This window comes from Asticcacaulis currens, from assembly GCF_028550395.1.
Lineage (GTDB): Bacteria > Pseudomonadota > Alphaproteobacteria > Caulobacterales > Caulobacteraceae > Asticcacaulis > Asticcacaulis currens.
The window spans coordinates 684,744-706,959 of sequence record NZ_JAQQKW010000001.1 but is presented as its reverse complement, the minus strand read 5'-3'; the positions used below and the strand labels follow the sequence as shown (position 1 = coordinate 706,959).

Annotated in this window: 17 protein-coding genes; 5 read left to right on the top strand and 12 right to left on the bottom strand. The window is 62.1% G+C overall.

Annotation, left to right across the window (positions count from 1 at the left end; genetic code table 11):
- Positions 1-88: 88 nt before the first annotated feature.
- The 8 genes from hisC to PQU94_RS03000 form a co-directional block, all read right to left on the bottom strand.
- Positions 89-1,192, bottom strand: a complete 1,104-nt coding sequence (hisC, locus tag PQU94_RS03035) for a histidinol-phosphate transaminase (RefSeq protein ID WP_272740005.1) — start codon at positions 1,190-1,192, stop codon at positions 89-91.
- 76 nt (positions 1,193-1,268) lie between these two features.
- A complete protein-coding gene (locus tag PQU94_RS03030) occupies positions 1,269-2,102 on the bottom strand; it encodes a chorismate mutase (protein WP_272740004.1) in 834 nt (277 codons plus the stop codon).
- A 147-nt stretch (positions 2,103-2,249) separates the two neighbouring features.
- Positions 2,250-3,299 (bottom strand): DUF2125 domain-containing protein, encoded by a 1,050-nt coding sequence (locus tag PQU94_RS03025; protein WP_272740003.1) that lies wholly within the window; start codon positions 3,297-3,299, stop codon positions 2,250-2,252.
- Positions 3,300-3,363: 64 nt separating this feature from the next.
- Positions 3,364-5,037, bottom strand: a complete 1,674-nt coding sequence (gene leuA, locus PQU94_RS03020; protein WP_272740002.1) for a 2-isopropylmalate synthase — start codon at positions 5,035-5,037, stop codon at positions 3,364-3,366.
- Positions 5,038-5,222: 185 nt separating this feature from the next.
- On the bottom strand, positions 5,223-8,165 hold the full coding sequence (locus tag PQU94_RS03015; RefSeq protein WP_272740001.1) for an ATP-dependent DNA helicase: 2,943 nt from the start codon (positions 8,163-8,165) through the stop codon (positions 5,223-5,225).
- A gap of 50 nt (positions 8,166-8,215) precedes the next feature.
- The gene (locus tag PQU94_RS03010; RefSeq protein ID WP_272740000.1) at positions 8,216-9,037 is read right to left on the bottom strand and encodes a TIGR02186 family protein; all 822 of its coding nucleotides are present in this window, start codon (positions 9,035-9,037) and stop codon (positions 8,216-8,218) included.
- 9 nt (positions 9,038-9,046) lie between these two features.
- Positions 9,047-9,967: a sulfite exporter TauE/SafE family protein gene (locus tag PQU94_RS03005; RefSeq protein ID WP_272739999.1), complete on the bottom strand. Its 921-nt coding sequence runs from the start codon at positions 9,965-9,967 to the stop codon at positions 9,047-9,049.
- A gap of 90 nt (positions 9,968-10,057) precedes the next feature.
- Entirely contained in the window at positions 10,058-13,147 is a 3,090-nt protein-coding gene (locus tag PQU94_RS03000) for an SEL1-like repeat protein (RefSeq protein WP_272739998.1), read from the bottom strand.
- A gap of 98 nt (positions 13,148-13,245) precedes the next feature.
- Between PQU94_RS03000 and PQU94_RS02995 the strand changes: the two genes are divergently transcribed.
- Complete coding sequence (locus PQU94_RS02995) at positions 13,246-13,590, top strand: hypothetical protein (protein WP_272739997.1); 345 nt, start codon at positions 13,246-13,248, stop codon at positions 13,588-13,590.
- An 88-nt stretch (positions 13,591-13,678) separates the two neighbouring features.
- Here PQU94_RS02995 and PQU94_RS02990 read toward each other — a convergent pair whose 3' ends face one another.
- Positions 13,679-14,503 (bottom strand): hypothetical protein, encoded by an 825-nt coding sequence (locus PQU94_RS02990; RefSeq protein WP_272739996.1) that lies wholly within the window; start codon positions 14,501-14,503, stop codon positions 13,679-13,681.
- A 436-nt stretch (positions 14,504-14,939) separates the two neighbouring features.
- On the opposite strand from PQU94_RS02990, the gene PQU94_RS02985 reads away from it, so the two are divergent.
- Entirely contained in the window at positions 14,940-15,512 is a 573-nt protein-coding gene (locus tag PQU94_RS02985; RefSeq protein WP_272739995.1) for a PAS domain-containing protein, read from the top strand.
- A gap of 136 nt (positions 15,513-15,648) precedes the next feature.
- On the top strand, positions 15,649-16,407 hold the full coding sequence (gene ppk2 / locus PQU94_RS02980; RefSeq protein ID WP_272739994.1) for a polyphosphate kinase 2: 759 nt from the start codon (positions 15,649-15,651) through the stop codon (positions 16,405-16,407).
- Positions 16,408-16,511: 104 nt separating this feature from the next.
- Here ppk2 and PQU94_RS02975 read toward each other — a convergent pair whose 3' ends face one another.
- On the bottom strand, positions 16,512-17,564 hold the full coding sequence (locus tag PQU94_RS02975) for a ribonucleotide-diphosphate reductase subunit beta (RefSeq protein WP_272739993.1): 1,053 nt from the start codon (positions 17,562-17,564) through the stop codon (positions 16,512-16,514).
- 232 nt (positions 17,565-17,796) lie between these two features.
- On the bottom strand, positions 17,797-18,630 hold the full coding sequence (locus tag PQU94_RS02970) for a tetratricopeptide repeat protein (RefSeq protein ID WP_272739992.1): 834 nt from the start codon (positions 18,628-18,630) through the stop codon (positions 17,797-17,799).
- 119 nt (positions 18,631-18,749) lie between these two features.
- On the opposite strand from PQU94_RS02970, the gene PQU94_RS02965 reads away from it, so the two are divergent.
- On the top strand, positions 18,750-20,162 hold the full coding sequence (locus PQU94_RS02965) for a leucyl aminopeptidase family protein (RefSeq protein ID WP_272739991.1): 1,413 nt from the start codon (positions 18,750-18,752) through the stop codon (positions 20,160-20,162).
- A gap of 142 nt (positions 20,163-20,304) precedes the next feature.
- Positions 20,305-21,159 carry a C40 family peptidase gene (locus PQU94_RS02960; RefSeq protein WP_272739990.1) on the top strand — a complete coding sequence of 285 codons (855 nt, stop codon included), beginning with the start codon at positions 20,305-20,307 and terminating at the stop codon, positions 21,157-21,159.
- Between the two features lie 60 nt (positions 21,160-21,219).
- On the opposite strand, the gene PQU94_RS02955 is transcribed toward PQU94_RS02960, so the two are convergent.
- The gene (locus PQU94_RS02955; protein ID WP_272739989.1) at positions 21,220-21,930 is read right to left on the bottom strand and encodes a c-type cytochrome; all 711 of its coding nucleotides are present in this window, start codon (positions 21,928-21,930) and stop codon (positions 21,220-21,222) included.
- Positions 21,931-22,216 lie beyond the last annotated feature (286 nt).

The window sequence follows — 22,216 nt, the reverse complement described above, 5'->3', positions numbered from 1 at the left end:
ATGCGACACCACGCATCGCAAACCGTTTCCCAAGCAAAAACTCAAGGCATCAGGCCTCCCTGTCCTGCGACCGGGAGGCCTTCCTGTATCAGCCAGCGAACTCACCCAAAGCCGCGAGGACGCCTTCGTTTTCGTGATCCTTGCCAATGGTCACGCGCAGGCAGTGCGGCAGACCGTAATTGGCGACATGACGCACGATAAAGCCCTTACGCATCAAGTGCTCATTGGCGCGCACGGCCTGCGCTTCATCGGCAAAATGGATCAGGACGAAGTTGCCCTGACTGACGTCGATGCGATAACCCATCGCCCGCACGGCCTGATAAAAGCGCGGCCGCCATTGCAACACCTGCGCGCGCGAGGCATCCAGATGCGCCTGATCGGCCAGAGAGGCGACGGCGGCGTACTGCGCCGGCAGATTGATATTGAACGGCATCCGAATGCGATCCAGTGCTTCGATCACCCGCACCGGGGCGTAGCCGAAGCCGACGCGCAACCCGGCCAGTCCGTGAATCTTCGAGAAGGTGCGCGTCACGATCATGTTGTCGCAATTGCGCGCCAGCCCAAAGGCGCTCTGATAGGTCGGCTCATCGGCAAATTCCGCATAGGCTTCGTCGATGACCAGCAGGATGTGCGGGGCCAGACGGCTGCGCAGATCGGCGATCTCTTCCGGCGTGTTCCAGGTGCCGGTCGGATTGGCCGGGTTGGAGATATAGACGATCTTGGTGCGCGCATCGACCAACTCCAGCAGACGCTCGATGTCTACGCGCTGGGCCGGTTCGTGGGCCAGACGCACCTCGGCCTGACAGGCCTCGGCGCTGATACGATAGGCGAGGAAGCCGTGTTCGCCAGTGACAATATTGTCCCCGGCCTCCAGCCAGGCCTGATTGAGCACACCGAACACCTCGTCCGAGCCATTGCCAAAGATCAGGCGGTCCGGCTCAAGGCCGTGATAGGCCGCCACAGCCTCCCGCAGCGGAGCGGCATGGCCATCGGGATAGCGGAACAGCTTGGCGCGCGCGGCTTCGAACGCTTCGATGGCCTTCAGCGAACTGCCCAGCGCGTTTTCATTGGACGACAGCTTGATCGGTTCGGCCACGCCCTCAATCTTCGACTTGCCCCCGACATAGGCGGCAATCTCCCAGATACCGGATTTTGGTTCAGGCTGGGAAGCGGGAGGCGAAACGGTATCCATCGGGGATGTTCCTGCGCGTGCGAATTTTTACTGGGTGCTGGTTAGCACCACGGGGCAGCCGGTTCAATGCGAGGAATCAAATCCGCGGGGAGGTTCCAATCACGCCGGATAGCGACCCCAGCGCCTTTTCGGCCTTGGGGTCGAGGCGGCTGTCGTCTTCCTGCACAAAACCGGACAGGCCAAACAGCTTCATCCCGCCGGTCGAGCCCAGCCATTCGGCGGCCAGCCCGCACTGCCCCAGAAGCTCGGTCAGGGCGGCTTCGGACAGGCGGCTGTCCGTGACCCAGTAGCTGACGTCATCGCCCGTCGGTTCGGGTTTCAGGGCGGCAATGGCAAAGCCCTTCGGGCGCTCCGGTGTGCGCTCCGGCAGGGCGCAGATGACCCGCACCTGTGGCTCGGCCAGCAGGCGCGCCCACCACGCCCCGGCGCGCGGATCAAGGCTCAGGATACCGATATGGCGGGGGTCGCGGGCGGCGGCGATGACCTGCACCGGCTCGGCCAGACCGGCCTCAGAGGGCGCGGTCCCGAAGCGTTCGCGGCTCCATTTGACCAGTTGCCCCGACGCGTCACCCGCCCAAAAATCAAGGTGAAGACCGCCCTGATCTTCACCTTGAATGCGCAGCGATTCCGAGATCAGTTCGCGCCAGATAGCGACCACGGCCGCATCCGAAGCGGCCACGCGCGGCTTACCCGTCAGCTTGCGTAGCAGCATGGCCTCGCGGTCAGGGCGCAGCAGGCAGGCGTTGGCGTCACCACCTTCGCGCGCCTTGGCCGCCGCAATGTCACGCGCCAGTGATGAGCGCTCATCGACCAGACGCAGAAGCTCGGCGTCAATCGCGTCAATCCGCAGTCGCAATTCAGTCAGCGACAGGGGTGACGGTGGGGTCTGCGCGCGGGCATTGAGGGCCAAGCTCGGTCTCCGTGACCCGGTGACGGCATTGCCGGTGGGGTCTTTTCAAAACTATACACAGCCGTCCCTTTGGTTTCCAAAGATACCAAAGTGTAGCTCTGCCAATTACAGTACAAAATGACGGGTTTTACAATATAGATAACTTATCTAGCGAATAACCGGTGCTGACGCCACGCGCAGCGGCCCGACATAGGCCCCGCCCTCACGGAAGACGAAATCGAGCTTCACCGGCTTGTCAGCCGTCATTTTTGTGCCGACAAAGGCGCGCGCCAGCGGTTCGTATTCTGCCGAAATCAACCCCGCCCCCAGCAGGAAGGCAAACGGGTCGCCCGTGCCCTTGACCTCCAGCCCCAAAGGCCCATTGAGCGCCAGATTGGGGTCAAGCAACAGGGCCTCAGAGCGGCCAAACACCTCAAGCTCCCCCACATGCAGAGAGGCCTGTACCTGACGCACGGCCCCGCCGGCCTCGCGCCAGCCGTTCAGATCGCCACGGAATTTGGAGGCCTGTGCCATCTGACCCTGGAAGGCCATATCGAAATTCTGACCCTGCCCCAGCCGCCCCAGCAGGCTTTGCGGGTGGGCCTGAGCCCCCGACGCGCGCCAGATGAAATCGACCGTATCCACCCCGTCCCTGGTCGGCGTCACGCGGCCCTCGAGGCGCTGGGCGCTTTGCAGGACGAAGGGGTGTTCGGGCTTCGACGGCGTGAAGGTGGCGTTCAGCCCTTCGAGGCCGATGGTCTGTAAGGGTTGCGTCCAGCCGGAGACGCTGACGCGCAGGGCGTCACCGGTGACGGCTACCTGCCCCAGATCGCTCTGGTCTGAGCCCTTGCCGCGATAGAGCGTCAGGCCTTTGGTGGCGACAAACATCCATTTGTCGAGCGCGAAGGCCGAGGCCTCGGCCTCCAGCGCGGGAACGGCCAGCCCCTTGCCGTTGGGCGCGATCAGCCGCACGTCTTTTAACTCAATAAACATGCGGAAGGGATAGCCCTGCACCCGAAATGGGGCGTGGGCGACCTGATAGCCTTTTGACGTCAGGGTCTTCGCCTGCTCGGCCAGCCGGGTTTCAATCTGGTGCGCCGTATAAAACCAGTAGCCGCTCCACAGCAGCGCCGCGATCAGGAACAACCCGATGGGCAGGAACAGACCCAGCCGCGAATGTGTCTTTTTGGGGGTCGTGAGCGCGGGGACGTCGGTCATTCAGGGCTCCGTTCCCCCCTCCCCCAACAGGGGAGAGGGCGGGGTAAGGGGTAGTTAACCCACCCTACAACGCATTCGCCGCCGATAAAATAGCCTTGACCGAGGCCGTAGCGCTATCGACATCCATACCGACACCAAACACCTTGCGATCATCGGCGGTGCGGCATTCGACATAGGCCACAGCCCTGGCGTCCGTCCCCCGGCTCAGCGCGTGTTCGTGATAGTCGAGCACCTCGATCCCCAGCGCATAGGCGGCATTCAGCGCATCGACGGCGGCGGCCATCAGGCCATTGCCGCGCCCGGTAACCGGGGTTTCGATGCCATCATGGATGATGCGCCCGGCAAACAGGCGATCGACGCCCGCCCGGCGCGCCCCGGAATCTATATATTCGACCAGCTCGTATTTCGGCGTGCCCTTGAGGTAATAGGCGTCCTCAAAGGCGTGCCAGATGTCGGCGGCCTGCATCTCCTTGCCCGTCGCATCGGCGATTTCCTGCACCTTGCGCGAAAAATCGACCTGAAGGCGACGCGGCAGTTTCAGCCCCTTGTCCTGCTCCAGAATCCAGGCGATGCCGCCCTTGCCCGACTGTGAGTTGACGCGGATGACCGCCTCATAGCTTTCGCCCAGATCGGCCGGGTCGATGGGCAGATAGGGCATTTCCCACACGCCGTCATTGCGCGTCTCATGCACCGCAAAGCCCTTCTTGATGGCGTCCTGATGCGAGCCGGAAAAGGCGGTGAAGACCAGTTCGCCCGCATAGGGATGGCGCGGGTGCACGGGGATATTGTTGCAGTGGATGACCGTATTGACCACCGACCGGATGTCCGAAAAATCAAGCTCCGGGCTCACCCCTTGCGTATAGAGATTGAGCGCCAGCGTCACCAGATCGACATTGCCCGTGCGCTCGCCATTGCCGAACAGGCAACCTTCGATGCGGTCGGCCCCGGCCAGAATCCCCAGCTCCGCCGCCGCAATGCCCGTGCCCCGGTCATTGTGCGGGTGCAGCGAGATGATGGCCGACGAGCGGCGGGTCAACTGACGGCAGAACCATTCGATCTGATCGGCATAGATGTTGGGCGACGACACTTCGACCGTGGCCGGCAGGTTGAGGATGACCGGCTTTTCGGGCGAGGCGTCCCACACATCCATCACCCGCTCACACACCTCGACCGCAAAGTCGGGCTCGGTGGCCGAGAAGGTTTCCGGCGAATATTCAAACGACCATTCGGTGTCTGGCTGTTTCGCCGCGCAGTCCTTGATCAGTTGCGCCGCCTTGACGGCCAGAGCCAGCACATCGGACTTTTCCAGCCCGAACACCACGCGGCGGAACAAGGGCGAGGTGGCGTTATAGAAGTGGATACAGGCCTTTTTGGCGCCTTTCAGCGACTCAAAGGTGCGCAGGATCAGGTCTTCGCGCGCCTGCACCAGCACCTGAATGGTCACATCGTCGGGGACGTGATCTTCCTCGATCAGCTTGCGCACAAAGTCGAATTCGATCTGCGACGCCGACGGGAAGCCGACCTCGACCTCCTTGACGCCGATCTGCATAAGCGTCTTCCAGAAGCGCATCTTCTTTTCGACGTCCATCGGATCGGCCAGCGCCTGATTGCCGTCGCGCAGATCGGTCGATAGCCAGCGCGGCGCCTTTTCGATGGTCTTCGACGGCCAGGTCCGGTCGGACATGTCGAAGGGGAAGACGAAGGGGCGATACTTGCTGGCGGGATTTTTGAGCATCATGTCAGGTTACTCTGCACGGCGATTTTGCGCGCACTCTTAGGCCGTGCGGGACGGGGGGTCAATGACTAACCCCCCTCTCCCCCATTGGGGAGAGGGTTGGGGTGAGGGGGCGAAACACCGAGCTTATTACTTCCCCGTCACCCGGTCCTTCGGACCACCCTCTCCCCAGAGGGGCGAGGGAGATTTCACTCCCTCGGCAGGAAGCCCTCAATCGCCGTGACGGCTTCGGCCAAGGTACAGCGCTGCACAACCACCCCGTCGGGCAAGGACGCAAATAACCGCGTGGGGGCCGCCGAATCGAGCATCACAAACACGCCCCGATCATCGGCGCGGCGGATCAGCCGCCCGAAGGCCTGCGCCAACTTGGCGCGCACCAGCGCGTCGTCATAGAGTTTGGCCCCGAAATGCGCCCGCCGCGCCTTGTGCAGGGCGTCCGGGCGCGGCCACGGAATGCGGTCAAAGGCGATCAGGCGCAGGGCCTGACCCGGCACATCGACCCCGTCGCGCACCGCATCGGTCCCCAACAGGCACGAATGGCGTTCGGAGCGAAACACGCTGATCAGGTCAGAGACATCCAGTGGATCGACGTGCTGGGCATAGAGCGAAATCCCCGCCTCACCCAACGGCCGGAACAATTGCTCATAGACGGCCTTGAGGCGGCGAATGGCGGTAAACAGGCCAAGCCCCCCGCCCCCGGCCGCCAGAAACAGTGCCTTCATGGCGGTGGCCACGGCGCGCGGATCATCACGCGGCACGTCGGTGACGACGAACAGTCGCGCCTGCGCCTCGTAATCAAACGGCGAGGCGATGCGCAACGACTTGGCCCCCATTGACAGGTGCGCCGCGCCGGTGCGTTGCCGCGCCAGAGCGAAGGGGTCTTCGTCGGGCTGCTCCGCCAAAGCCTTGTCCGCCAAACCTTTATCTGAAAGGGTGGCCGAGGCCATCAACACCCCGTGCGCCGGTTTCAGCACATAGTCAGCCAGCGGCACGGACGGATCGACAAAGTGGCGGTGCAGCCCCACATCGACCAGCCGTCCGCCGTGCGTGATGGTGGCGAACCAATCGACATAGGGTGAGGGTTGCGTCGGGTCTTCGTCTTCGGCATAGGCCAGTTTCTGCAACAGGCTGCGCCACGCCGGCAGCGTCATGCGCGCCCGCCGCTCCAGCCCACGCAGGGCCCCATCAAGCCGCGTGCGTTCGGCCAGATCAATCTCTTCCTCGCCGGTCAGAATGTCCTCAATGGCGCGCACCAGAGCCAGCAACGGCGCTTCGATGGCTTGCAACGCCTTGGCCGCCGCCGAGGCCGCCTCGGACACTTCGGGCAGGCAGGGATGGGCTTCACATTCGGCATTATCGGCTTCGGGGCGATAGCGGCTCTTGCTAGCGCTTTCCTGCCCCCTCACCTCGATCTGTTTCAGGGCGGCGGCCAGCAGGGTCTCGATCGGGCCAAGCGGGGCCATCATCTCCCCCGACTGGGTGCGCGTGGTCAGGCGCTGCGACCAGCCTTCGGAGGGCAGCAGGTGCGCGGCGCGGATCAGGTCTTTCAGAGCATTTTGCGCCACTTCGCGCGTCGCCAGAAGGTCGCCCAGCCTTTGTTCCAGCCCGCGTGAGCGCCGCCCGCGCCCCTCATTGCCGCGTATCCAGCGGCGCAGCTCATAGGCCTCAAAGCCCGATAGCTCCGACGAAAAGGCCCCGTCGGCGGCTTCGAACACATGGTGGCCTTCGTCGAAGACCAGCCGCGACAGGCCGGGCGCTTCGGGCTCTACCGTCACCTCGCCCTGTTCGGCTTTGGCGGCCTCGCGCACATCATAAGCCGCCTGCGCCATGACCAGCGCGTGATTGGCGATGATGATCTGCGCCGACTTGGCCTTGCGGATCGACTTTTCGACGAAACAGGTGCGGTAGTGGGCGCAGGCGCTGTAGATACATTCGCCGCGCCGATCGACCAGATTGGCCGGGTTCAACGCCCCGAACATGGCCGCGGCCGAGCCTGCGGGCAGAAGCGACGGCAGCCAGGTGGGAAAGTCGCCGCCGACAATATCGCCATCGCGGCTATAGACGATCCAGCGCGCCACCAGAGCGGCGACAATCGCCTCGCCCGGCCCTTGCGTCAGCGGGGCCAGCCGCTCCTGCCAGTTCAGCAGACACAGATAGTTTTCGCGCCCCTTGCGGATGGCGACCTTGTTTTCGCGCTCACCCTCAGTGTCGAACAGGGCGCGGGTGTCATTATATATCTGCTTTTGCAGGGCCTTGGTATAGGTCGAAACCCACACCCGCCCCTGCGCCTTTTCCGCCCACAGCCGCGCGGGCGACAGGTAGCCGAGCGTCTTGCCCGTACCCGTCCCGGCCTCCAGCAGCAGCATGTTGGGCTGTTCTGAGGCCCACTTCGGCGCAAACATCTCGCGCGTTTTCAGCGCAAAGGCCTGCTGTTCGGGACGGCCTTCTTGAAGACCGGCGCGGTGCAGATTGTCCTTCAGGCCTCTCAGCACCTCGTCTTCGCCGAGGTTGACCTGACGCGCGTCACCGGCAGGGGCCTGCTCCTCCCATTCTTCGAGCAGCGACCACACCTCCAGCGGTGGCGGCGCGACATAGCCCTCCGGCACCGGCTTCTGGCTGAGTGCCGCGTCCACAAACGGGGCCCAGACCCAGCCCTGACGCTGCATGAACTCCAACGACGAGCGCGCCATCAGTCGAAAGGCCAGAGGCGCGTCGGACAGCTCCCGCGCCAACGCCAGCGCCACCTGATAGACGACAGCGGCCTGCGCCTCGGCCCCTTCCGGCTCGCCATAGCCCATGGCCAGCGCCAGCCCGGCCACGGACGGGGCGGCAAAACGTGCCGGACGCACAAAGGCAAACAGTTCCAGAAGGTCGAAATGCCTGGCTTCGCGGAAGGAACGCTGTCCGAACAGGCGCTGCCGCATCAGCGGTGCATTGACGATCAGCAGGGGTTCGCGCCCCCAGGCTTCGCGGGCTTCCGGGGCCCCGATGCGCCGCGACACGTGCCCGTCGCTGAACGCCCCGCTGGAGGGCAAAAGCGCAAAGCCCTGCTGCGGTAAATGCGCGCGCAGGGGTGCCTCCGTGTCGGCGGACGGCGTCTGATCGGCGATGTCGGGAAACTCGGGACTCACCGGCGCAATGTAGTCGTTAAAGGCGGCAATCCCAAGACCTAAATGCCACCCTACCCCCGCCGGAACAGGCGCGACGCCAGCGCGCCCATGCCCATGCTCATAAAGACGCAGGCCAGCCCATAAAGCCAGGCATGACGGTGTGCGACCGTATAGACGAAGCGCTCAAACCCGACCTTTTCCACCGTCAGCTTTTTCTCGCTATAGCCCACTGGCTGACCGTCACGGAACAGCCAGACCTCGGCCGTATAGTCGCCAATCGGTGCTTCCGAGGGCAAGGTCACTTCGGCACGAAACAGGTTCTTATCGACAAAGCGCACGCCCAGAGGATTGTCATTATAAAGCCCGGCCTTGGATTTCAGCCGGATGACCGCGCGCCGCCAGTCGAGATAGTCGTCTTCTATGCCGTTGACGACCACGTCCTTGACGCCATAGCGGGTCACCACCTTGTTTTCGCGGGACGTGTCCATGGCAATATACTCAAGCCCCAGCCCCAGAAGCCGCCGGTGGGAAAAATCGGTAATACGATCAAGCGGCTGTGACGAGGCCGCCATGTAATAACCGGGCGCGCCTTCGAACACGACAGGCCGCGAATTGAGCCACACCGCTCCGGCCTTGACCTTACGGATCAGGCGCATTGAGGCCTGCGGCCCGCGGATGATGACCACCACGTCCGAGGGCTGGTCTTCGGGCTGAAACACGGCGCCGTAGAGAATGACCTTGGCGCCCTGAAACGAGGAAGAGACTTCGATACGGTTCTGAGTCAGGTCGGTTGACAGGAGGTCGGCCGACACGCCAGCCGCCTGTTGCGTCTCGATATAGGGCACCGGGGGTGCGGGGGCGGTGATGTCGGGGGGCAGGGAAGCGGCGACCATATCCCGCCCCTATCCGTTGGTGGGGGCAAGAATGAAAGGGTCTTCCGGCGGGACAAACAAGGTGAAGCCCATTTGCAAACCAGCCATCAGGATGATGATGGCCAGCACCACCCGCATCTGTTCGGCCCGAAAGCGCGTTGCGGCACGAATCCCCAGTTGCCCGCCGATCACCCCGCCGATCAGCAGGATAAACGCCAATACGGCATCGACGGTATGGTTGCGCACCGCCTGAAGGATCATGGTAACCAGCGTCGTAATGACGATCTGAAACAGGCTGGTGCCCACTACCGCCGAAGCCTTCATACGTAGCAGATAGATCATGGCCGGCACAATTAGGAAACCGCCGCCCACCCCCATCAACGCCGCCAGCAGACCAACGACAAAACCAATGGCTATGGGTGGGATCACCGAAATATAGAGGCCCGACACGGGAAATCGCATCTTGTAGGGCAGAGCGTAGAGCCAGCCGGGGCGTTTAACCTTTGGGCGTTCGGCAGGCAGACCATCGCGCGCCCGCAGCAAGGCTCGCAGGCTTTCATTGAGCATCATGCCGCCGATTGTGCCGAGTAGCAGCAGGTAGAGAATGGCCACCATTAGGTCGGCCTGCCCCAAAAGGCGCAGCAGGCGGAAGAGTTCGACGCCCGCAATCGCCCCGGCGATACCGCCGCCCGCCATGACCCCGCCCATGCGGTAATCCACGCTGGCCTCGCGGCCATAGCTCAGAACCGATGAGGTCGAGGTGGCCAGCACGTGCCCGGCCTGTGACGCAACGGCAATCGAAGGCGGAATGCCCAGCGCCACCAGCACGGGGGCCATCAGGAAACCGCCCCCCACGCCAAAAAGACCCGACAAAAACCCCACAATCACCCCCAGCCCAGCCATCAGCCAGACATTCACCGACATCTCGGCGATGGGCAGGTAGATTTCCACGTGACAGCCTCTTTGATAGCCACCCTGCCCGACGGCGAACAGTCTGTCACACCGCATGGGAGGGGGCCATATCTTATTGGCCCCGCAGGGTTAACGCGTCGCTAAGCTGGTGTCGTCTGTTTTCGGTTTCAGCGGCGTGTAGGCCTGCGCTGCGGCTTGCGCCGCCGCCAATTGCTCAGGCTTCAGACGCCCGCGCAGATCCTTGAGCATGGATTCGGCCTCTCGGTCGCCATTGCGCGCAGCAATCGACAACCACTTATAGGCTTCGGGAGCGTTCTCAGGAATAGCCGTGCCCTGCATGTACATGACACCAATACCGAACTGGCCGTCGCGAACGCCATATTCGGCCGATTTGCGCAGCCAGGAGGCCGCCGCATTGTAATCGACCGGGCCGCCCTGACCATTATAGTTCATCAGGCCGAAATTATACATGGCCGACGGATGACCGCCCTGCGCGGCGCGTTCGGCCCAACGACGAGCCTGCGCCTTATCCGTTACGACCAAGCCGTCACGGCCTTCGTCGTACAGGACGCTCATCTCGTACTGCGCCGCCGGATAGCCCAAATCAGCCACTGTACGCATGGCATCAACCGCCTTCGGGTCGTTCGATTTCAGCGCCAGAGCGGCGGAATCGTACATAGCCTTGAGGCGGCCCATATCCTGCGTGGTCAGCGGCTTGGCCGCAGGCGAGGCAACGGCCGTCGCCGCCAGAACCGGCTTCTGCGGTGCCGGGGCTTCCTTTTCGCGGAACGCATAGTAGCCACCGACCGCCCCCGCCGTCACAACAACGGCGATAGAGGAAGCCTTGAAAGCGTTAAGCAAGGTCTTTCCCTTGCCTTTTTCGGTCTTGGGCAGCGCGTCACGGGTGCGCGACACACCCAGTTTCAGGCCCAGTGGCTTCCTGGTGTCTGCACCTTCGATCGAGGCGCGCACCGCCGCACGGGCCGCGGCGAGTGCATCGCGCGTGGACAGCGGCGTGGCGTCTTCATAGGCCGGAACGTCCGTCAGCGTGGCCGGTGCGACCTTTCGCGAAGCTTCGACCTCGGCAAACGGATCAAGATCAAACTCGTCTGTAAACGGATCGACCATCGGCGCAGTCTGGCGCTCGGCACGCGGCTTAAGCGGGGCCTGCATTGCCAGACCATCATCTTCAGTCAAGGCATCCTGAGCGAGAGTCTCCGCAATCAGGGCTTCGGCAAAGGGATCGGAATCCGCGGGACGGGCCGGCTCTACTAGATCCGTAAAGGGATCATCTTCGAACGGGTCAGCACCGAACTGCGTCACCGGTTCCAGCAGGCGACCGGTAATGTCGGAATCCGTAATGTCGCGCACCACCTCGGCTCGGATGGCCGTCTCTGGGGCCTTCGCAGGCGCGACAGGCGTTTGAACAACCTCATCGTCAAAGCCATGCTCAAAGGCCGAAAACGGCTTTTGCTGTAATTCCGTCGGGGCATAAATCGGAGCCTGCGGGGCCTCGAGCTCGGCCTCGCGCAGCAGGCTCTGGGTCTGGGCCTGCCCCAGACGGCTGTCGATCTTGCTGCGCGCTTCCTCGAGCAGCTTCTGGGTGCGCTCCTCGCTCTGACGGATGCGCTCAGCGATGTCGGAATGGACGCGCTGATGGCGGGTATCCATCTCTTCGCCGACGCCTTCCAGCGCCTGCGCCGTGCGCTTTTCCGTTTCGACGATCTTGCGCGTCAGACTTTCGGAGATACGCGCGATTTCGCCGCTCAGGCGCTCCAGAGCGCGGGCATGGGTAGTGTCCGCCTCCTCAAAACGTGCATCAACGCGATCGCTGAGACGCTTCATATCCGCCGCCACATGCGCAACGGCGTCATTACCCGACCTCTGCACGGCCGCCACCTTACGGTTGAGGTTATCGGCAATCTTCAAGACGTCCTGCCCAAGCGTTTCGATGGCGCGGGCCTGACGGGACTCGGCTGCCGCCAGTCGCGCCTCAACTGCGGCAAGCGTTTCTTCGGCGGACTTTTGCTGGCTGTCTTCGAGCAGTCGAATCACTTCATAACGCGATTCTTCCACGCGACGGGTAAGGTCCGCCGTCAGACGACCCAGGGAGTGTACGGAGTCCGGATCGGTAACATCACCCTGCGCTTCGGCACGGTTCAGACGCTCATCCAGCGCCATGAAGGCCCGTTCCAGTCCGCGCATAGCGGTGGCGGTGCGCGCTTCAGCCGCCTCTAGACGCTGCGACAACTGTGTCGCGACGCGATCGACTGCAGCCTGTGCTGCGGCATCAGGATCGCGCAATTCAAGCTGGCTCAGGCGGTGGGAGAGACCAACCAGATCGCCGCGCACATCCTTAAGCGCATCGCGCGAGCGGACATCATTTTCATAAAGCTGATTGGCCAGCCGTCCCACAGCCGCTTCGACGTTTTCGAACGCGGCCTGTGGCGGATTAGCCTTCAATTCGCTTTCAAGTCGGGCGACGCGCTCGCGCTCCTCGCGCAGATGGCCGGACAGACCTTCAAGGCGCTCCGCCTGCGCATCGACCAGACGCTCAGCGGTTTCCAGACGCTCAGACAAGGCGGACCGGTCAGCCTCGCCGCGCGCCAGCCACTCACGCGAGTCGGCCACGGTATCGAGCACTTCGCGCGCCTTGTCGCTCATACGCGCTTCGGTTTCCGCCACCGTGTCCGCCAGAGCGCTTTCTGAACGCTCCAGACGATTGAGCAGGGCCTCGACCGCCTGAGATACGCCACGCACCGCCGAAGCCGAACGCATTTCGGAGTTTTCGATGCGCGAGCCGAGCGTTTCCAGCACTCTCGTCACCTTGCCAATATCCCCACCCAGACCTTGCGCAGGGGCGCCGTCATCGTAATAGGCAGGCGCCACCGGGGCGCGCCGCTGACGCTCGGCAGCCATGGAGTAGGGCGCCGGACGACGAGGAGGCGCCGCCTGAGGCGCGGGATCGCGCAACTCATAGACATCTTCCTCGAAAGCATCTTCGGCATAGACGGGCTCGGAGGCACGACGGGTACGCGGCGCTGTTGAGCGAGCCGTGCGCTGGCGCTCGCGCCGGATGGCGGCATCTACGTCTTCGCCCTTGAGAATCATCTGGTTGAGCCACTCACCAAGCGTCATGCCAGAACGATGCGCCAGCTCCTTGGCCACCTCCCTTGCCTTGGCGTCGATGCCCTTTACGCTCCAAGGCGTGCCGCTCATCCGAATCCCCTATCAACCTTTGCGAAAAAGGCTAATACGCATCATCTGGGGTGTAAACCTTTTGTTAACCCCAATATCTTGGAGAACGCCATTCTTCTGTGGAAGACGCGCCGAAACGAATCGCTTTTCTGGCGAAGCCAGCCCTTGCATACCGCTTATCCACAAAAAAACGCAACACCTCTTGCGCTTCCATCGTCAACAGGCCCCATATGCCAGGCATGGAACTGTCCTTACCCCTGACCCTCACCTTGTTGACCCTGTTTGCCGCCCTGACGGTTGCTTCCGGCTGGCTGGGCGCGCAGCCGCCCGATCTGCGTAAGGAAAACCCGCGGTTAATTCCGTGGCGCTTCATCATGCTCCTGACAGCGACGGTGACCATCTTCTTGATTATCCACGCCCTTACCGTACTTGGCTTGAAGACTGAAACCCAAGCCAGATATTAATGCAAAAAGCCCCGGCTCTGACGAACCGGGGCTTTGAAGATTTCAGTCGCTTTTCCGGGTTTACAACCGATTTGGTCTTTCCTGCCGTTTATTGGACAAATCCGCCAACACCGCCATCAAACACCATCGTCGAAGAATACGAAGCCGAGGACTGCTTTGCGACTTCGCGTTGCGCCATATAGTTTTCGGTGGTGGTGAGCATCAGTATCTTGATACCGGCTCCGAACTTGCGCAGCAAGGAGCGTTCATTGCAGTCGCGGGCAGCGAGTTGCACCTTGCAGCGCACTTGGCCGCCTTCGTGCCATAGGGCTTCGCCCTTGCGGCAGTCATAGGACTTGCCTTCGCCGCCTTCCTTGTCGCGCAGCGTGTAACGCATCTTAGTCCCAGCTATGCAGCGATAGACCTCACCGGCATAGGCACCGGCGACGTCCTTGCCGCCGAAGACCTGAGAGGCCGGGTGCGGAACGCCCTTATCGTCGATACACGCCGCCTCAATGATCATGACGCGGGTCGAGCTGCGCGACGCCTGATAGGACTCCATGGCGCGCATTTCGCCACCTTCGACGTTCAGCCCCATGGTCGAAGGAATGCCCTGAGCCTGCGACCAGTTGCCATAGCCGCCTCCATAATAGGCCGCCCCCGAGCCCGCACCGTTGAAGGCACCGGGGCCCCAGGCGCGCGCATTAGCATTGGCGCTAGCATTCACGTTCACATTGACGTTGACATTACCACCGCCACCGCAATAACCGCCACCGCAGGGCATGTTAGGCTTGCCGGGATGGGTCGGGGGGCTTGGTGGCGGGGGCGGCGCGCAGCCGCTGTTGCAGCCCGCGCCGGCCAGGGCCGCGCTGGCCGTCATCATCATGCCGAGCCCCAGCAGGGCGGCAAATGTTTTTGCAAAGCTAACGCGCATATCACGCTCCTGAATATCTGGGGCAGGCTGCCCGTTCAGGGCTGCCGCTCGATGATCTGTGGTCCGCAAGGATTTCCGGTATTGCGCCACTCTGGCACAAGGAAAACCCGTTCTGTCAGACCTAAAGCAAATTCCGTACCGTCTGGGTCAGGCCACGGATCACCAAAGTCCCTGGTATCGCAAAATCGAAGGTCGCTTCAGTCTAATACCCGGAGCCGGGCGACCTTCAAATCTAAAAACGATACGAGATACAATAGGTTCCTGGTGTCCTAGCACAACCACCTTGCCCTAATATTAAGCGTAGCCCCATCTCTGGGAACCTCTTTCCCCCTTAAGGCGGCGTGTCATCGGCTTTTTTCCAAAAAAGGTGCCTATTGCCGGGCCAAAGGCGTCCAAAGGCCGACTTTTTGCTGCGACAGCCGCAAAGGAGGCCCCGATGGCTCACAATGACACAGGGATGTTTCTTTCCTACTGGCAGGCGCTGCGTCGCAAGGCCGGTCAAACGCCGCTGCGCAAGGCCTTCGATCCGGTGCAACTGACCTCGCTCCTGCCTTCAGTCTTCCTGCTCACGGCGCGCGACGGGTTTCGTTTTCGTCTGGTCGGTGAGCGCGTCGAACGATTACACGGTACACACCTGAAGGGCCTCCCTATTAGCCATCTGTTCGGCGAATCGCACAAGGCCCTGACCGTGGCCGCCCTGACCCTGGCGCGCCAGCGTGAGGGGGCCCTGCGTCTGAAAGTTGGCGTGCCACTCGACATGAGCGACCTTACCGCCGAACTTATACTGGTCCCGCTGCGTGGAAGCGACGGTCTAGTGGATCGCTTCGCGGGTATCTATGGCCTGCACGGCGGCTGGCCAACCCACTTCGCCGAAACCCACCCGCTCGATATCAAGGCCCCGCTGGCGGGCCCGCTAAGCCTTCACGCGGCCCAAATCGAGGACTCGCAGACCGAGGTGCTCAGCGCCCATACGCGCCTGATCGTGCTCAATGACCGCCGCGTAGCCTGAGCCCGGAGCGATAGCGACAAACTTAGTTTCAGAGTGGGATGATTTCGTTTGGAAGCATTCCGCTGAAGCGCGTCTTTTCGTCTATTGAATTTTTAGTCGTCTCAGGCGACGCTTTGTGCTTTACGCAGAGGCGCGCATGACCGACGACGAATACGAAGCCGAGCTAGCCCGCTTACAGGTGGCTCTGGTCGATGCCCAGATCTGGGCCCAGGCCGAAGGCAAGAAGATCTGCATCGTCTTTGAAGGCCGCGACAGCGCCGGTAAAGACGGCGCCATCAAGCGCATTACTGAGCATCTGTCGGTACGTCAGACGCGTATCATCGCCCTGCCTAAGCCTTCTGACCGCGAAAAGAGCCAATGGTGGTTTCAGCGCTATGCCGAACACCTGCCGGCCGCGGGGGAGTGGGTGATCTTCAATCGCTCCTGGTACAATCGCGCGGGGGTCGAAAAGGTAATGGGCTTTTCCACGCCACAGGAGCAGGAGATATTCCTGCGCGATGTGACGCCGTTCGAAACCATGCTCGATGACGCCGGTATCATACTGATCAAGCTGTGGCTGGATATCTCGAAGAAAGAACAGAAGGCCCGGTTGGACGACCGTCGCGCCGACCCGCTGAAACGCCTGAAGGTGTCACCACTCGATGCGGTGGCTCAGGAAAAGTGGGACGCCTATTCCGCTGCGCGTGACGAGATGCTGCGCCGTTCACACCATGCGGGCGGTCCCTGGACCTGCGTCAAAACCGATAAGAAGAAGGATGCCCGCCTTAACACGATCCGCCACATTCTTCACATCCTCGGCTGTCCCGCCTACTCCCTCGACGTGCCCGCTCCCGACGCCGACATCGTGTTTGGCTATGACAAGGTCATCGCAGGGGAACGAGAGTTGTTTAAATAGACGAGTGGGTCCCCCCACCACCAATAAAAAAACGCTCCATTGAAAACCCATGGAGCGCTTTAAACATATGGGGTTTGGGGCCTGTGGCCCCAAATCTTTATCCCTTACACATTCACACCGCGGGTGGCTTCCGAGCGCTTTTTGAGCAGGGTATCAAAGGCGTCCCAAACGCCTTCGCCGCCGGTCCACGAGCCCTTGGTCGCGGCCTTGGAGTATTCGGTGGCGCGGGCTTCGAAGAAGTTGGCGTGCTCGACGCCTGACAGCAGAACCTGGAGCCACGGCAGCGGGTTTTCCTGCACGCCGAACACTTCGGGCAGTTCCAGCTGGCGCAGACGCCAGTCGGCAATGTAGCGGATATACTGCTTGATATCGTCCGGCGTCATACCCTCAACCGGGCCCATTTCGAACGACAGATCGATGAACTTGTCTTCGAGGCCGACCACGGTCTTGCAGCAATCGACGATGTCGTCGGCCACGGATTTGGTCACCGCGCCGGTTTCCTTGTTAAAGGCATGGTAGAGCTTGATGATGCCTTCGCAGTGCAGGCTTTCGTCGCGCACCGACCACGAGACGATCTGCCCCATCCCCTTCATCTTATTGAAGCGCGGGAAGTTCATCAGCATGGCGAAGGAGGCAAACAGTTGCAGGCCTTCGGTAAAGCCGCCGAACATGGCGAGCGTGCGGCAGATATCGGCATCCGTATCGACGCCAAACTTCTGCATGAAGTTGTGCTTGTCGCGCATGGCCTCGTATTCCATGAACGCGCCAAATTCGGCTTCGGGCATGCCAATGGTTTCAAGCAGCAGGGCGTAGGCGGCGATGTGCACAGTCTCCATATTGGCGAAGGCCGACAGCATCATCTTGATTTCGGTCGGCTTGAACACCCGACCGTATTTTTCCATGTAGTTGTCCTGAACCTCGATGTCCGACTGCGTGAAGAAGCGAAAGATCTGGGTCAGCAGGTTGCGCTCATTGTCGTTCAGCTTCGAGGCCCAGTCCTTGACGTCCTCACCCAGCGGCACTTCTTCGGGAAGCCAGTGCACCTGCTGCTGCTTTTGCCAGAAGTCGAAGGCCCACGGATAGCGAAAGGGCTTATAGGCAATAGAGGGGGTAAGCAGGCCCGCCTTGGGCTGGGCACCGGGGATGATGAGGCTCATGGCATGACTTCCGAATCGACACTGAACTGAGGGCCATATCACCACACTTTGTAGTTAACACCAGATGAATATCTACATCTTGTGTGGGCACAATGTCGCGTCTGGGGATAATTGGCCGCGCGGGTGAGTCGCCCAACGCGCGTGTACCATAACACAGGCGAGAGGGGACGCAGGAGTCCCATTCTGGGATTTTAACCCGCAATCCCTCTTACGGGCGCCGCGGTTTGACAGATCATCCGCCTTTAAGGCTGTTCCAGTCGCGGGCCGGGGGGGCGGAACCGGCGGGTTTCAGCGAGGCCTGAAGCCAGGCGAGGTTTTTATCCGCCACATCCGGCGGCAGGTCCTGCCGCAGCAGTTTTTCCGCCTCGGCCAGCTTGCCCTGCATGCCCAGCACCAGCGCCAGGTTCTGACGCACCTGAACGGAGGCACCGGGCAGGGTGACGGCGCGGCGCAGGATCGTTTCTGCCTGCGCCAGATCACCGTTGCCCGCCTTGTACATGGCCTGATTGGTGAGGACGGCCGGATTGTCCGGCGACAGGCTAAGCGCCTTGTCCCACATGGTCAGGGCCTCTTCGCCGCGCTTGGTCTGATCATAGGCTACCCCCAGCAGCGACCAGGCGCGCCAGTCATTGGGTTTGAGCGTTGTGGCGGTTTGCAGCGGGTCGATAGCGTAGAAGGCGTCGTTGTTAGCAATGTGGCCACGCGCCGCGGCCAGCAGGGCGTCGTAGTTTTGCGGCGCGAACAGCAGGACGCGGTGCGCCGTATCGGCGGCTTCCTTGGGGTTGCCCAGCGCGCGCTGGGCATCCGACAGGGCCAGTCCAGCCTCGACGTCGGTCGGGTCGTTGGCAAATTCCCGGTTGAAGAAGGCGGCCCGCCCCAGCGGGTCCATACGCATGGCGGCTTCGCGGTCGGCCTTGCTGGCCCTGACCGGTTTTGGCGCTGCCGGTGTGTCCACCACCTTCACCGATTTCAGGCCCGGCTTGTCCGCCGGCTTGGTGTCTTCGCCAGCGAGCGCGGGAAAGGCCAGCAAACCGCCGGCAAGCAACAGAACGGCGAGACGTGTCATGGCACACCCTGAGACGGCCGGAGGCGTTCTGGCCTCGCATAAACAAATAAGACTTTAAGCTTTGATTCAGACCCCTAAATATATGGTTAAACCTAATCTGTACTGACGAGATTATCGCGATGCCCAAACCCCTGCCCAACCCGCCCGCCGCCAAGTCTCAAAACGTTATTTTTGGCCTGTTTGAGGACGAGGTTGAGGCGGCGCTGGCGGCTCTTGAGGTCACGCAGGCAGCCTTCCTTCGAGCGCGCGGCTTTACGGGCAAGGCGGGCGCGCTGGTCGTGCTGCCGGTAACGGGCGGTCTGGCGGCGTGGTTCGGTCTGGGTGTGCGCAAGACCTATAATCCCCTGTGCTTCCGCGCTTTGCCCGGACAGTTGCCGTCCGGCGTGTGGCGGCTGAAGGCCGATGCGGGGCTGGATCGCAAGTCCATCCATGTGGCGTTTCAACTGGGTGCTTACGTCTTTGACCGCTACAAGGCGGCCAAGGCCTTACGCGACGAGGTGCGGCTGGATGCCGGCGACCTCGACGCTGAGGCGCGCGACGCCATAGCGCTGGAGGTTTCAGCACACGATCTGGTGCGCGATCTGGTCAACACGCCCGCCAATGATATGGGCCCCGCGGAGATTGAAGCGGCGGCGAGGTCGCTGGCCTTAGAGTTCAACGCGCAGATCAGCGTCATTACCGGTGATGCATTACTGCGCGAAAACTTCCCGGCGGTGCACGCTGTGGGCCGAGCGGCGGTCGAGGCCCGCGCCCCGCGCTTTATCGAAATCGACTGGACCCCGCAGGTCGAGGATATTTCCGATGTCCGCAAGCCGGTCATCGTGCTGGTGGGCAAGGGCGTGGTATTTGACACCGGCGGTCTGAACATCAAGGGCGGAGCCGGCATGGCCCTGATGAAAAAGGATATGGGCGGGGCGGCTCACGTGCTTGGTCTGGCCCGCCTGATCATGGGGGCCAATCTACGCGTGCGGTTGCATGTTTTGATCAGCGCCGTCGAAAACGCCATCTCCGGCGACGCCTTCCGGCCGGGCGACATTATTGCTTCGCGCGCGGGGCTGTCGATTGAGGTCGGAAATACCGATGCCGAAGGGCGGTTGATTCTGGCCGACGCCCTGACGCGGGCGGCGGAACTGTCGCCCGATCTGACGCTTGATTTCGCCACCCTGACCGGAGCCGCACGCGTAGCGCTGGGGCCTGAAGTCATCCCCTTTTACACCGATGACGAAGAGATAGCGCGTCGGCTGGAGGTAGCAGCCATTGCCGAACACGACCCGCTGTGGCGGATGCCGCTTTGGGCCGGGTATCGCGACTCGCTGGACTCAGACATCGCCGATCTGCGCAATGATCCGCAGGGCTGGGCGCAGGCCGGTTCGGTCACAGCCGCCCTTTTTCTGCAAAAATTCGCGCCTACGGCCGGAGCGTGGGTGCACTTCGACCTCTATGCCTGGAACCCGCGCGGGCGTCCGGGCTTCCCCGTCGGGGCCGAGGCCCAGACCCTGCGCGCTGTCTTCCGCCTGATCAGGGGGCTTTGATAATCTCCGCCCTGACGCACGTGCCATTAACTCCACATTCGCATCTTTGCGCTATGGTATTGCTCTAAGCCTTTCTCTGTTAAGACTTTTTTACGAAGGTTAAGCAGGTGAAGAGGCATGATGGTGAGTTAGAGGCAGCAGAATGGCCCACGACGATTTCGACCCGCGCATGACGCCGTTCAAGGACGGCAAGGCCGATCAGCGCCTTCAGGGGCTGATGCGCGCCGAAACCTTTGTCGTTGGCGAAACTCTAGCCTGCGCCGCACCGGTCAGTGCCATCCGCGCCGCTCCCAGCGACAGCGCCGAGCAACTGGATCAAATTCTGTTCGGTGAGCGCTTCCGCGTCATCGAACGTTCCCGCGACTATGTGTGGGGTCAGGCCCTGCGTGACGGCTATTGCGGCTATGTGCGCGAAGCCGATCTGTCGCGCGACTGGTACGTCCCCACCCATTACGTTTCGACCCTGCGCAGCTATGTGTTTGCCGAGCCGAACCTCAAATCACCTATCGTCTGCGCGCTTAGCCGCAACGCGCTGGTGAGCGTGATCGGCGAAGACGGCAATTACGCTCAGGTCAATGATCTGGGCTGGATCTACCGCGCCCACCTCTCCGACTTTACGGACTTCGGCCACGACTATGTCAGCGTCGCCGAAACCTATCTCAATGCGCCCTATCAGTGGGGTGGCCGTGAAAGCGAAGGCCTCGACTGCTCCGGTCTGGTGCAGCAGGCGCTGTACGCGATCGGTCAGGCCTGCCCGCGCGATTCGGATATGCAGTCGCAAATGGGCGAGGCACTGGAGATCGGAAGCGACCTGAAAGGGCTCTATCGCGGCGATCTGGTGTTCTGGAAGGGCCACGTCGCCATTATGCGCGACGAAGACCACATCATCCACGCCAACGGCCACCATATGAAGACGGTCATCGAGCCGCTGCGTGAAGCGGTTAATCGTATCGAAGCGGCGGGCGTCGGACGGCCGATCGCCTTCCGCCGTCTGTAAGAAATCAAAAGTCTGATGCAAAAAAACCCGCCGTCTCCGGCGGGTTTTTCTATGTTCAGATTACTTCGCCGGGGCGGCTGCCGCAGAGGCCGAAGCCGGCCCTGTGGGCAACGGCCCCCCGGCGGTCGAACCGCTTGGCGGCGTCGCCACCGCGCCTTCTTTGGGCGCGGGCTGAGTCGGAGCGGTACCGGCGGCCGGGGCCGCGCCCGGCTGACGCGACGGATCGGGGGCGGGGATCGCCAGGGTCGAACCCTTGGAATGCAGATAGGCGATCAGGGCAATGCGTTCTTCCGGCTTCTTGATACCGGCAAAGCCCATCTTGGTGCCCTTGACCCACTTCGCCGGGTTGGCGAGGAAGTGATAAAGCTGATCGTAGGTCCAGGTCGGCGCTTCGGCGGCGTGCGCCTTCATGCCATCAGAATAGGCAAAGCCCGGATGCGAGGCCGTCGCACGGCCCACGACGCCCCACAGGCCCGGCCCCGTCATATTGGCATTGGCCGGCTCGACATTGTGGCACGATACGCACTTGCCGAAGACCTTTTCACCGGCGGCCACATCGGCGGTCGGCAGCACTGTGCCCCAGTCCGGATCGACTTCAACTACAGCAGCCCCGCCACCGGCCGGCGCTTCGGCCACTTCGACGGCGTAGCCAGGCTTTGCCGGCGGCTCGGTGTGGTAAAGCGCATCGACCCCGACGCGCGCGACAACGATAACCAGCGCGGCCGTAAGGCCCGCTGCCATGATCTTGTTAAACTGAAGATTACCGCTCATGCCGCCTCTGACGTCCCGACTCTATATCCCAGCGTTCAGCCGCCTATTTGACCGGAGGACCCAGTGGGGTCAATGCCGGGTAGCAGCCCTTTATACCTGTTCTCTGACACGAAAAGGCCTCATTAGGCAAGCCGCCTTTCGCGCGGCAAAGCGTCCTCAGGGCTTCTGTGTCAAATCGTCGCAGAGCGACCAAAGCCGCCTGCGCACCCGTTTGCCTCTAAGCCAAATCGCGCCCTATTTCCAGCGCTAGATGGAAATGACTTCAAGGTGAAGGGATATTTCGCTC